Source organism: Oceanobacillus saliphilus, from assembly GCF_023522835.1.
Lineage (GTDB): Bacteria > Bacillota > Bacilli > Bacillales > Amphibacillaceae > Oceanobacillus > Oceanobacillus saliphilus.
Map to the genome: position 1 here is coordinate 190,441 of NZ_JALCZU010000008.1, position 13,419 is coordinate 203,859.

A 13,419-nucleotide genomic window follows, 5' to 3' on the forward strand; every position below is an offset into this window, starting at 1 on the left:
ATAACTAAACTGTTGCTTTAGAATAGAACAAAGTGTGATTACTCTTATTGAATAGTCGCACCCGTTCGTTTATGTATAGGTTTTCACAAATTTTATTCAGAAGCAAATAGTGGAACTTTTTTCTACCTTGATTCGTATAGTTAGTATACAAAAAAGGGGGAATTGTATTGAAAATGAGATCATCACTTTTAGCCATTATTATTATAGGTATATTATCAGCTTGTTCATCCGATCCTTCACTCGAACTTGTCGATGCGAATGTTGATATTGTTAAAGATAAAAATTTACTTGGTTCAATTGGGATTACTGAAGGAGAAAGACAGGGAGAAGAGTTGGTACCAACGGCTTTATATTATGAGTTCACCATTAAAAATACAGGCAATAAAACAGTAGGTATTAGGGGTGTTGATAAAGGAATTAGTATTACGATTGAGCCAAAAGACAAATTGAAAATGGTATCAGAAGACGTAATAGGCTTCAACATTTATAATCCTGAAGATTATAACGAGAGCGGAGTAGGGTTTGGTCATAAAATTCAGCCAGTTCTTAAATCTGACCAAAATGGAAAGTTTACTCTCTACTACGAATTAGGTGTAAGTGAAGAAAACCCCCAAGTTCCCCTTCTTGTACCTACAAAGGAGAAATTAGATGAGCTTAAAGAGAATGCATTTAATGCTTTTTTTGTTGTAACAGTCGAAAATGAAGAAGTAGCAAGATTTGATTTGAATAAACCTAAGAATTAACTTATTAAACAAGCTAGTGAAGTTTTATACAAGAAGATTATCATCTAAATAAACTTTTTCTTGATCTGTCATATCGGAAAATTTCGATTTTTATAATGGGTAATTGGTATATTATATTAATATCAACTTATGTAATCTTGAACTAAAGTCTATAGCTATGTTGAATAAGCAAAAAATAACTTTTGTCATTTAAAAAACGCAGTGTGGTGATATTAATGGTAGATAAAATTAAAGCCTTACCTAAAAAGGTCGTATTTGCAATAAGCTTAACGGTAATTTTAGTGAGTCCGTTATTGTTATTTTTGTTGCAAGAATTGTTCTCATTTAGTAATTGGACTACGATGATCATACAAGGAATTGTTTTCGGTGTGGCTATACTATTCATAGTAATTGCTGCTGATAAAAAATATTCACGATTCGATAAGGAAAATTAACGCTTTTATGAATTAAGTAGGAGTTCCTAAGCTAAAAAGGCAAATTATATAATAAGAAGTTTTTTAAAATCTGGAGGAGATTATGAAAATAATTATCTATCTTTATAATGGAATAACGATGCTTGATGCTATTGGACCTTATGAGGTTTTAAGGAATATGGATGATGCTGAAGTATATTTTGTTGCTGAAAAAACAGGTGAAATAAAGGCTGATTCTGGCTTTATAGATATTCATGTGAAATATAGTATCGATGATATAAAAAGTGCGGATATATTAATAATACCGGGTTCAACCATAGGGTTTATGAAAGAAATGAAAAACGAGAACGTATTGAAATGGATAAAGGAAGTAGATAAAACGACAACCTGGACGACATCTGTATGTTCAGGTTCCGTGTTACTGGCTTCAGCAGGTTTACTTACTGGATTAAAAGCAACATCACATTGGAAGCCAATCAATCTGTTAAGTGACTTCGGAGTTACTCCCACGAGAGAAAGAGTAGTAGAGCAAGGAAAATATATAACTGCTGCAGGAGTATCTGCAGGAATAGATATGGCTTTATATTTATCGAATAAAATGGTTGGAGAAGATGAAACGAAAGCAATTCAACTCATGATAGAATATGACCCGCAACCAATAGTTGACTCTGGTAATTATTCGAATGCAGATGAAAAGATTATAAAATTAGCAGAGAAGAAATTAACAAAAGATGCTAAAAAAGGGCTTGGATTACTCGGTATGATAAAAAACTCCAAACATATTCTTAAAATGATGAAATAGTTGTGCTGCAACCCTTAGATGACATTAAAATCGGAATCCCCTACTAAGGATTGCTTTATTATGCTTGGATAAAAAGGATGTTCAAAAAGTACTGTAAATGACATAACGAATGGTCAGAGTGCTTATCTAATCTGTTCCTTGGAAAAGTAACCCCCCTTTCCTGACTGCGAAGGGGATGAGAAGTATTTCATGTATATACGGAAGGCTTGAACACGTGCTAAAAGATTTCAAGCTAATAGCCAACTTTATTTAAAAAATTTAATGAGTTTGACAAAAACTTTACTTAATTAAAGCGTGATTTATGATAAGATAAAGAAAATGACTTATTGGAGAGTTGACATATGATGGATAATGGATTGAACTGGAGAAACCGTGAACTCAGACAACATATAAAAGTAATCGATGGTCTCGAAGCACCAACACTTATACTTACGAATGCGACGTACTTGAATGTATATACAAAGCAATGGTTGAAAGCGAATATATGGATTTTCAATGAACGCATTGTTTATGTCGGTGATAAATTGCCAGAACAAACCGATCAGGCGGAACTGGTAGACTGTAGCGGAAAGTATTTGGTGCCGGGTTATATTGAACCACATTCACATCCATTTCAGCTGTCAAATCCGGAAGAGATTGCTTTAACTGCGGCACGGTATGGTACGACGACATTAATCAATGATAATCTGCCATGGAATTTTTTGTTGGATAAAAAGAAAGCGTTTTCTATACTGGATGAGTTTAATAATCTACCAGTTTCCATGTACTGGTGGGCTAGATTTGATTCGCAGACTGCGTTGCATGATGAGGAAAAATATTTTAATACAATAGATGTGCTGTCATGGCTTTCACATCCGAGCGTCGTGCAAGGTGGAGAGTTGACCGGTTGGCCGAGTCTGCTTGATGGAAATGATCGATTGCTTTATTGGATACAGGAAGCCAAAAGACTTGGGAAACCGGTGGAAGGGCATCTTCCGGGAGCATCACCGAAGACACTTACGAAAATGAAACTGCTTGGTGTGAGCGCGGATCATGAATCGATGACAGGAGAAGATGTCATGACCCGTCTGCAAATGGGGTACCATGTAGGGTTGCGTTATTCTTCCATCAGACCGGATTTGCCGAAACTTATTGAAGAAATATTGGAGGCAGGCCTCGAGACATTTGATAATCTGACCATGACAATGGACGGTCCATCACTTGAATTTATGGAAAAAGGAATGATGAATGTCTGCTTGGAGATTGCAATCGAAAAAGGGATCCCACTGATAGAGGCATACCGCATGGCGAGTTATAATGCTGCAAGACATTTCCGCCTCGATGAACAGCTTGGTAGCATTGCTCCAGGACGGGTTGCCCATATTAATATATTGAAAGACAAAACCAATCCTCATCCTGAAAGTGTATTGGCAAAAGGTCAATGGATTGTGAAGGAAGCCAAAAATAAGGAATACCAATCCAAAATTGACTGGAAACGATTCGATATTGGCTCACTGAAATTTGATTGGGAACTTGATGAAGGTGATTTGCAATTTTCGGCTCCGGTAGGGATGGAAATGGTCAATAATGTTATTGTGAAGCCTTATACGATTGATACGGACATCGCAGTGGAAGATTTGACCAAAACAAATGGGGACCAATTTTTACTTTTAATAGATAGGAATGGAAAGTGGAGAGTGAATACTGCAATACGTGGGTTTGCTCCAGGATTGGGTGCGTTAGCAAGTTCCTTTTCTATTACTGGAGATTTGATTTTTATCGGTAAAAATAAACAGGATATTTTGCTTAGCTGGCAGCGGCTGAAGGAAATCGGTGGAGGAATTGTCGTCGTGCACAAAGGAGAAGTACTGGTGGAAGTTCCACTCAATCTCGGTGGGGCCATGTCAGATGATACAATGGAAAATCTCATCGTAAAGGAAAGGGAATTGAAAGAATGTTTGAAGAAATTCGGGTATGCCTTCGATGACCCTGCCAACAGTTTGCTGTTTCTATCCACCATACATTTACCATATTTACGAGTTACCCAACAAGGGCTAATGGATGTTAAGAATAAAGAAATTCTCTTCCCAGCAACAATGCGGTAGCATATAATAGAAATAGATTAAACTATATTTAGAGAAAGCGTGTTGGGGAAGAATGAGAAAGCTGAGTTTTGTACTGCTTGCCATTTTCGTAATTTTCCTTTCTGCTTGTTCCAAAGAGGGACTGACCGGAACGGATAACGAGACAAAAGAAAATGAACGTAGTGGTGAAAAGTCCGGGATAGAAGCACCCGGAAATAAGAAGGAAAATGAAACTATTTTTCCACTTACAGGTATTGGAACAGATGAAGAGGTTGATAATCGTATCATAAGTGTTATGATGAATAATCATCCAGCTGCAAGGCCACAGTCAGGGTTGTCACAAGCAGATGTTGTTTATGAAATCCTGGCAGAAGGAATGATTACCCGATTACTTGCTTTATATCAGAGTGAAATGCCGGATATTGTTGGTCCGGTAAGAAGTGCGCGGGAGTATTATTTTGAGCTGGCAAACGGTTATGATTCCATTTATGTTTATCATGGGGCAGCTGGTTTTATAAATGACATGATCAAAAATCGTGGTATAAACTATTTGGATGGCGCAATCTATGATAATGATGGTAATCTCTTTAAAAGGGAGACCTTCCGAAAAGCACCTCATAATTCCTATTTACTGCTCGATGCAGTCTATGATATTGCAGGGGGAAAAGGATATGAAACGGCCATTTCCTATGAACCGATGGAATTTTTGACAGAAGAAGGAATCGATAATCTGTCAGGTGATACTGCAGAATATGTTAAAATAATTTATAGCAACAGCCCATCGTGGGTAGTGGAATATACCTATGATAAAGCAGGTGGCAACTACTTTAGATCAAGTGACGGAGAACGGACAGTTGAGTTGAATACAGAAGCCCCTGTAAAAGTGGAGAATATTTTTATTGTAGAAACTTACCATGAAGTAATCGATGATGCCGGGCGGAGGGCAATTGACCTCGAATCAGGTGGGAATGGTTATTTGATTCAAAAAGGTCATATGCAGGAAGTTCAATGGGAGAACAGGGATGGCAGAATTGTTCCTGTAAAAGATGGTCAGCTTGCCGGATTTGTTCCCGGAAAGACTTGGATTAATGTTGTGCCAACAAATCCTGGAATGCAGCAATCTGTAACCTTTTCAAACTAGTATAACGATCAGGAGGTTTTTCTGTGCAAATCGATAAATTACGCGGAGAGCAATTGGATCAATTGTTTGATGCCATCCTATCATTAAAAGACAGGGAAGAATGCTACCGATTCTTTGATGATATCGCAACAATGTCTGAGATTCAGTCGATTTCGCAGCGATTACAGGTTGCGAAGATGCTGACAGAAGGTAACACGTACAGTTTAATTGAGAAAGAAACAAAAGCATCGACAGCCACGATTTCACGTGTCCGCCGCTGCATTAATTATGGCAGTGACGGATATCAGATGGTTTTGGAGAGAATAAGCGAAAATAAATAGAAACCGCAAGCCCAACTGGGTTGGCGGTTTCTAATTTTTATGTGATCGTATCGCTTGGTGCCAGTACCGTCGATAACTCGCGTATCCCCGCATAAATTTAAGTAACATCACGCTAATCAAACGAAACACGATTGTTTTATTAGAAAACTTGGTTGTCACCAAGCCTTTCGCTAACAACCTTAGTTGCACGTATGCAGGTAGAAAATTTAAACATTCCTACCTGCCAAAAAAGATTAACCATATCCCTAAATTCCGCCTAACATTTTTGGTATAATAAAATGAATCAAGATGATGGAGGATCGAACTGTTGATGAACTTAAATGAATTGCAACATATATTTAAGCTTGACCCTGCAAAAGAAATTTCGGACGAACATCTGGATATGATCTGTGAATCGGGTACAGACGCTATCATTGTAGGTGGAACGGATAATGTGACATTGGACGGTGTACTTGATTTATTATCCCGCATTCGCCGCCGTCATACCGTTCCGTGTATCCTGGAAGTTTCGGATGAAGAAGCAATTACACCGGGATTTGATTATTATTTTATTCCGATGGTGCTGAACTCCAAAGAAAAGAAATTCATGATGGATATCCAGCACAAAGCAATTAAGGAATATATCGATATGATGGAATACAGTGAAATCTTTTTTGAAGGATACTGTATTTTAAATGAAGATGCGAAGGCATTCAAGCGTACGAACAGCTATCTTCCGGATGCAGAAGATGTTAAAGCTTACGCCTATATGGCGGAGCATGTTTTCCACCTTCCGATTTTCTACATGGAATACAGTGGGAAATATGGTGATCCGGTGCTCGTTAAAGAAATTAAAGATGATCTGGATAATACACTCCTTTTCTATGGTGGCGGAATTGAGAACAGTATGCAGGCAGTGGAGATGAAAGAGCATGCAGATGTAATCATCGTTGGAAATAGCATTTATACAGATATTAAGAATGCATTAAAAACAGTGGCAGCAGTAAAAGATAATTGATTCAAGGGACGGTGTAATAATGAGTCAGACGATAGACGAAATGATAAACGGATTGAATAAAGAGCAGCAGGAAGCTGTAAGACATACAGAGGGCCCACTGTTAATTATGGCAGGTGCAGGGAGCGGTAAAACGAGAGTATTGACACATCGTATTGCATATTTGATGGGCGAAAAGGAAGTATCCCCTAGAAATATTCTTGCTATTACATTTACGAATAAGGCTGCCAGAGAGATGAAGGACCGTGTGAGTAAATTGGTTGGTCCACAAGGGGTAAACATGTGGGTCTCCACGTTCCACTCCATGTGTGTGCGGATCTTGCGCAGGGATATCGACCGTATTGGTTACAGCAGCAATTTCACAATCCTTGATAGTGGAGATCAATTGTCCGTTATCAAACAAATACTTAAAAATTTAAATATAGATCCAAAGAAATTTGACCCACGGGCCATGCTCGGACAAATTAGTTCTGCAAAAAATGAACTGGTCACGCATGAGGAATTCAGCAAAAACGCGGGTAATTTCTATGAAATTCAAGTAGCCAAAGTATATGAAGGCTATCAGAAAATGCTGCAGAAAAATCAGTCACTTGATTTTGATGATTTAATAATGCAGACAATCCACCTGTTTGAAAGGGTGCCAGAGGTGCTGGAGTACTATCAGAGACGCTTCCAGTATATACATGTCGATGAGTATCAGGATACGAACCATGCCCAGTATTTCCTCGTGAAGCAGCTTGCGAGGAAGTATCAAAACCTTTGTGTTGTAGGTGACTCCGATCAGTCAATCTACCGCTGGAGAGGGGCAGATATCAAAAACATCCTCTCTTTTGAAAAAGATTATCCAACGGCACGGACTGTATTCTTGGAACAGAATTATCGTTCAACCAAATCCATTCTTGCAGCTGCAAACAAAGTAATTGGAAATAACTCCGGACGTAAACCGAAAAATCTTTGGACGGATAATGCAGAAGGGAAGAAGATCAATTATTTCCAAGGTACAACAGAACAGGAAGAAGCACTTTTTGTAACAAATAAAATACAGGAACTAACCAGGAATGAAGGCTATTCCCCTAGTGATGTAGCAATTCTATACCGGACAAATGCACAATCCCGTGCGATTGAGGATACGTTGCTCAAATCAGGAATATCCTATCAGATGGTCGGTGGGATGAAGTTCTATGAGCGGAAAGAAATTAAAGATATGGTCTCATACCTGCGATTAATCACCAATCCAGATGACGACCTGAGCTTTGAACGTGTTGTCAATGAGCCGAAACGTGGAATCGGTAAAACATCTGTAGAACGATTGCGTGCCTATGCTGCACAACATGATATTTCCATGTACGAAGCAGTTAAAGAGGTTGATTTTACAGGGGTACCGGCAAAAGCGGCAAATGCGCTGGCTGGATTTGGCAACTTAATCAAAACATTAACACAGCAGCAGGAATTCTTAACAGCGACAGATATGGTTGAAGCGGTTCTTGAACGGACAGGCTATGAACAAATGCTAAAAAATGAAAAAACAATTGAAGCACAGAGCCGTTTGGAAAACTTGGAAGAGTTTATGACCGTAACACAGGATTTTGAAGAAACAAGTGAAGATAAATCATTGATTGCTTTTCTTACAGATCTTGCCCTGATTGCCGACATTGACCGTGTCGATGAGGAAGATCCGGATAATGAGGAAAAAATTACATTGATGACACTGCATGCATCCAAAGGGCTAGAGTTTCCAATTATCTTTTTAATTGGTATGGAGGAGAATGTTTTCCCACACAGCCGCTCGATGATGGATGATGAGGAAATGGAAGAAGAAAGGCGTCTGGCATATGTTGGTATTACAAGGGCGGAAAAAGAATTATATTTGACCCATGCCAAGATGCGGACACTTTATGGTAGAACAAATATGAACCCAATCAGCCGGTTTATCAATGAAATTCCCCAGGAACTGATTGAGGGTATCGAGCAGGCAAGAGAGTCCATGTTTGGCAGACCAATGAATAGTCGTAAGGACGAACCTTCTCCAATTAAAAGAAGAGCAGTACACATGCAGAAAACTACCGGTGCCGAGAGTCAAGGATGGTCTGCAGGCGATAAAGCGAACCATAAAAAATGGGGAGTCGGCACGGTTGTTAAGGTGCAGGGTGAGGGAGAAAAAATGGAATTGGATGTTGCATTCCCAGCTCCTGTTGGAATCAAGCGACTTCTAGCCAAATTTGCGCCGATTACGAAAGAATAGGAGTACCCCAGTGATGGATAAACAAAAGGCAGAAAATCAAATAAAAGCATTAGTAGAACTATTAAATCAATATGGATATGAATATTATGTACTGGATCAGCCAAGTGTCCCTGATGCGGAATATGATGAAAAGCTGAGGGAACTTCAAAAATTGGAGCAGGAATTTCCCGAGCTCATAACAGATGAATCCCCGACACAGCGTATTGGGGGCGAACCGCTTGATGCGTTTAAAAAAGTACAGCATAATGTTCCGATGCTAAGTCTTGGCAATGCGTTTCATGAACAGGATCTTAGAGACTTTGCAAGACGGGCAAGCAGTGGTACCGATCAGCCGGTGACATACGTTTGCGAACTTAAAATAGATGGTCTTGCCATTTCCCTTACCTACGAAAATGGCAAATTTGTTCGAGGTGCAACACGTGGGGATGGCACAACAGGTGAAGACATTACAAACAATTTGAGAACAATCCGAAGCATTCCGCTCACCATCAAAGAAAAAGGCACATTGGAAGTACGTGGGGAAGCTTTTATGCCACACAAGTCTTTTCTTGCATTGAACGAAGCAAAGGAAAAAAACGAGGAAGAACCCTTTGCAAACCCAAGGAATGCTGCGGCAGGTTCATTGAGACAACTGGATCCGAAGATTGCTGCACAGCGTAATCTGGATATCTTTTTATACGGAGTTGGCGAATGGGAAGGAAGTGAGATTACTTCCCATAGTGGACGTCTTGAAAAGCTAAAAGCGCTTGGTTTCAAAACAAATCCGGAATGGAAAAAATGTGAGAGCATTGAAGAAGTTCTTGAATTTGTCTCCTATTGGACAACGGAACGTCCCAATTTGTCGTATGAAATTGATGGGATTGTCGTAAAAGTGGATGACCTGAACCAACAGGAAGAGTTGGGATATACCGCAAAAAGTCCACGTTGGGCGATTGCATATAAGTTCCCTGCCGAAGAAGCAATAACAAAGCTTAGGGAGATCGAGCTAAGCATTGGCCGTACAGGAGTCATCACACCGACCGCCATCCTCGATCCGGTGAAAGTAGCGGGAACTACCGTACAGCGTGCATCCCTGCACAACGAAGATTTAATCCGTGAACAGGATATTCGGATTGGGGATACGGTTGTCATTAAGAAGGCAGGCGACATTATACCGAAAGTAGTTCGCGCAGTTATCGAAAAAAGAACAGGTGAAGAGCAGGAATTCCACATGCCAACCGAATGCCCGGCGTGTGGCAGCGAATTGGTCAGACTCGAAGAAGAGGTTGCTTTGCGTTGTATAAATCCAAACTGTCCAGCACAATTGATGGAAGGACTTATTCATTTTGTGTCCAGAAATGCGATGAATATCGATGGACTGGGAGAAAAAGTCATTATCCAGCTTTTCCAGGAAAAGCTCATCCACACCATAGCAGACTTATATCGATTAAATCGAGACGAACTGCTTCGTCTGGAGCGGATGGGAGATAAGTCTGTAACGAATTTGCTACAGGCAATCGAAGCATCCAAAGAGAATTCCCTGGAAAGGTTATTATTTGGACTTGGTATTCGCTTTATTGGAGCGAAGGCAGCAAAGACATTGGCAATGGAATTCGGGACAATGGATAAGCTTCAGCAGGCATCCTTTGAAGCGTTAATTGCAGTTGATGAAATTGGAGATAAAATGGCAGATTCGATTGTACAATATTTCTCTGAAGACAAAGTGACTGAACTGTTGCAAGATTTACGGGACCTGAATATCAACATGGAATATAAGGGACCGAAGAAACCCGAGGCAGAGATTGACTCCGCATTTGCCGGTAAAACAGTTGTACTTACTGGAAAGATGGAGAATTACTCAAGGAATGAAGCAAAAGAACTGATTGAATCCCTTGGTGGCACTGTCACGGGAAGTGTCAGCAAGAAAACGGATATGCTTGTCGCTGGAGAAGATGCAGGTTCCAAATTGGATAAGGCACAGAAGCTCGGTATTGAAATATGGAATGAGCAGCAACTGAAAGAGGCTGTGGAAGGTTAAGGAGTGTTTCACTTGAAAAAAATAAGTGTGTTATTACTATGTACACTCCTTTTTATAACAGGCTGTGTGCAGGATACGAATGAAGAGGTTTTACAAAATGATACGACGGAACAGGAAATATCCATTGTCCCGAGGTATCAATTATCAGATGAAAATTACCGGATGATCTTACCCTATAAAACAAGTCAGGCACGTGGGGTAATCGTTAATCAGATGGCTAACCGGGTCGATATTGATGAGATGGAGGAAGGACTCAGAAGGCTGTCAAAAGAAGTATATGATCCTGGTGAATTATATTTTCAGGAGGGCCAGTACTTAAATACAAACACCATATACAGCTGGATAGATGAGCTTAATCCTATCGTAGAGAGTGACTCCGATGAGGAGACATATCGGGAGAATCCACGGTATCTGTCCCATATACTTGAACAAAATTATATGAGGCATCATGAAGACCAAACGGTGAGTCTTGCAGGTCTTTCCATTGGAATTGCGATGAAATCAGTATATCGTTTCCAGACTGAAATAGGCGGTCCGTATTTCTATGAAAATATTTCTGAAGAAGTAATGCTGTCACAGGCAAACGAAATTGCCCAAACCATCGTCGAAGAAATACGCCAAATGGAAGGGTTGATGGAAGTCCCTATTATGATAGCTATCTATCAGGAAGCTGAACAGGCTTCACCAGTGCCGGGGAATTTTGTTGCAAAAGCAAATATTCCAGGTGGTAGCGATACCGTGGATAATTGGCAATCCGTAAATGAAGAAAATATTCTTTTCCCGTCAGATGAAGGCAGGGAAAAATATTATGAAGATCAGGAAATTGTCTCAAGCTTTGGAAATGAAATTGCACAATTCTTTCCAAATTATGTTGGTCTGATTGGAGAAGGATTCTACATCGATGAAGATCTTCAAAAATTGACCATTGAAGTCCCGTTAGAATTTTATGGGAAAGCGGAAGTCCTTGGTTTCACACAATACGCATATTCGCTCGTCCAGGAGATGTTCCCAAATTATTATGATCTCGAAATCAAAATCATTTCAAGCCAAAAGATGGAAAGTCTGATTTTCCGTAATGCTGGTGATGAATCCCCCACGGTTCATATTTTTGATTAAATATAAGATTATGGAATGCCACTGATAAATTGTGGCATTCTAACTGGTTTTAATTATTGTAATATTCGGTATGTTAGACTGTGATATACATCATACTACGAATTTACCATGTTTCGACTGTTATTAGCCTTGAAAAGCGAAAAACTTTCCTATTTGAGGAAAATCGGAAAGTTTTTCATGCTTTAAAACATGGTTTTCCCCTATGATTTTCCCAATATGAATTCTCGGATACTATGATATAATAAGGTTAATTAAAATATTTCTGAATTTGATGATAGGGTGGGTATTTTGATAGAGATAGGGTCATTTATTAAACTCCAGCGAACGAAACAGGAAATGACTTTAGGCGAACTTTCTGAAGGGATTGTTTCTGTATCCTATTTATCAAAAATCGAAAACCAAAAAACCCAGGCAAGTCCAGAGATTATACAACTACTGTGTAATCGCCTAGGTATTGAAGTGGATAACAGTCAGGAAGAAGCCATAAAGGAAACATGCAAACAATGGTACAGTATGCTCTTTGAGGTTAACAACAAAGAAGAAATTATCGCTACTTATAAGAAAATCCAGGAAATGATGGACAGGAACCTTTCCGACAGCCTGATGATGTTTGAAATTCATAAAGTTAGGTATTATCTGATTCTGGGCGAATATGACGAGGCATTGAAAAAGATCAATGAGTTGAATGAGGTTTCAAGTACATTTGATAATTTGCAGCAATTTTATTGGTATAAGTTTAGAGGGAATTATAGCACGTTGAAAGATTCAGAGTATTACCAAAGCATGAGAATGTATAAAATGGCTGAGGAAAAGATTAATCAGATTGATGTTTCTGAAGAGGAAGTTGCTGATCTAAATTACATTATTGCAGTCACTCAAAGTAAGCTTCGCAATACTTTGGAAACTATAGAATATGCTAATAAGGCTTTAAATGTTTTTATGAAACAGTATAACTTTATAAGATGTGCCCAATGTCATAATGTATTGGGGATCTCTTATAGACGTATAAAATTGTATGACAAAGCAATTAAAAATTTTAATTTAGCTTTACACCTTGGAAAGTTAAATAAAAATAGACAACTGATTCAACTTACTAATCAAAACTTAGGATATTTATATTCATCAAAAGGTGAACCAGTTGAAGCAATTAAGTATTATAAAGAGATTATTTTTGATACAGAAGTAAGTTTAGTTGAAAGATTAGCTTCAGTGTCTTCCTTGGTAAGAGAATATTATAATATTGAGGACTATGAGGAAGCTAAAAAGAGCATTAAATATGGTTTAGAGTTAATTGACCAATTCAATGATATTAAACCTTATAAGATTTTCTATTACGTTATTCATACTTATAATTATTTGTTATCAGAACGATTTACTGATTTCGAAAATATGGTTGTAAAGAATTTTATACCTTATCTTAAGAAACATAAGGATTATGCAAGTATAATAATTTATGCGGAATTAATAGCTAAATATTATGAACAACTTTATAAATATAAAGATGCTGCAAAATATTACAAAGAGGCTAATTTTGCCTATGAGCAAATTACAAATATATGATATTTCCT

Annotated in this window: 10 protein-coding genes; all 10 read left to right on the forward strand. The window is 38.6% G+C overall.

Annotation, left to right across the window (positions count from 1 at the left end):
- Positions 1-167 precede the first annotated feature (167 nt).
- The 10 genes from MN204_RS14275 to MN204_RS14320 all read left to right on the forward strand — a co-directional run bounded on the left by MN204_RS14275 (position 168) and on the right by MN204_RS14320 (position 13,411).
- Positions 168-743, forward strand: a complete 576-nt coding sequence (locus MN204_RS14275; protein WP_249871756.1) for a hypothetical protein — start codon at positions 168-170, stop codon at positions 741-743.
- A gap of 516 nt (positions 744-1,259) precedes the next feature.
- Complete coding sequence (locus MN204_RS14280) at positions 1,260-1,958, forward strand: DJ-1/PfpI family protein (RefSeq protein WP_249871757.1); 699 nt, start codon at positions 1,260-1,262, stop codon at positions 1,956-1,958.
- 341 nt (positions 1,959-2,299) lie between these two features.
- The gene (locus MN204_RS14285) at positions 2,300-4,042 is read left to right on the forward strand and encodes an adenine deaminase C-terminal domain-containing protein (protein WP_249871758.1); all 1,743 of its coding nucleotides are present in this window, start codon (positions 2,300-2,302) and stop codon (positions 4,040-4,042) included.
- A gap of 52 nt (positions 4,043-4,094) precedes the next feature.
- Positions 4,095-5,162, forward strand: coding sequence for a DUF3048 domain-containing protein (locus tag MN204_RS14290; RefSeq protein WP_249871759.1), 1,068 nt, complete (start codon positions 4,095-4,097; stop codon positions 5,160-5,162).
- A gap of 23 nt (positions 5,163-5,185) precedes the next feature.
- On the forward strand, positions 5,186-5,482 hold the full coding sequence (locus tag MN204_RS14295) for a YerC/YecD family TrpR-related protein (protein WP_249871760.1): 297 nt from the start codon (positions 5,186-5,188) through the stop codon (positions 5,480-5,482).
- 307 nt (positions 5,483-5,789) lie between these two features.
- Entirely contained in the window at positions 5,790-6,479 is a 690-nt protein-coding gene (gene pcrB, locus MN204_RS14300) for a heptaprenylglyceryl phosphate synthase (protein WP_249871761.1), read from the forward strand.
- Positions 6,480-6,498: 19 nt separating this feature from the next.
- On the forward strand, positions 6,499-8,718 hold the full coding sequence (gene pcrA, locus MN204_RS14305) for a DNA helicase PcrA (protein ID WP_249871762.1): 2,220 nt from the start codon (positions 6,499-6,501) through the stop codon (positions 8,716-8,718).
- Between the two features lie 13 nt (positions 8,719-8,731).
- Positions 8,732-10,735 (forward strand): NAD-dependent DNA ligase LigA, encoded by a 2,004-nt coding sequence (gene ligA / locus MN204_RS14310; RefSeq protein WP_249871763.1) that lies wholly within the window; start codon positions 8,732-8,734, stop codon positions 10,733-10,735.
- A gap of 12 nt (positions 10,736-10,747) precedes the next feature.
- Positions 10,748-11,851, forward strand: a complete 1,104-nt coding sequence (locus MN204_RS14315) for a CamS family sex pheromone protein (RefSeq protein WP_249871764.1) — start codon at positions 10,748-10,750, stop codon at positions 11,849-11,851.
- Between the two features lie 279 nt (positions 11,852-12,130).
- Positions 12,131-13,411, forward strand: a complete 1,281-nt coding sequence (locus MN204_RS14320; protein ID WP_368858672.1) for a helix-turn-helix domain-containing protein — start codon at positions 12,131-12,133, stop codon at positions 13,409-13,411.
- Positions 13,412-13,419: the final 8 nt, after the last annotated feature.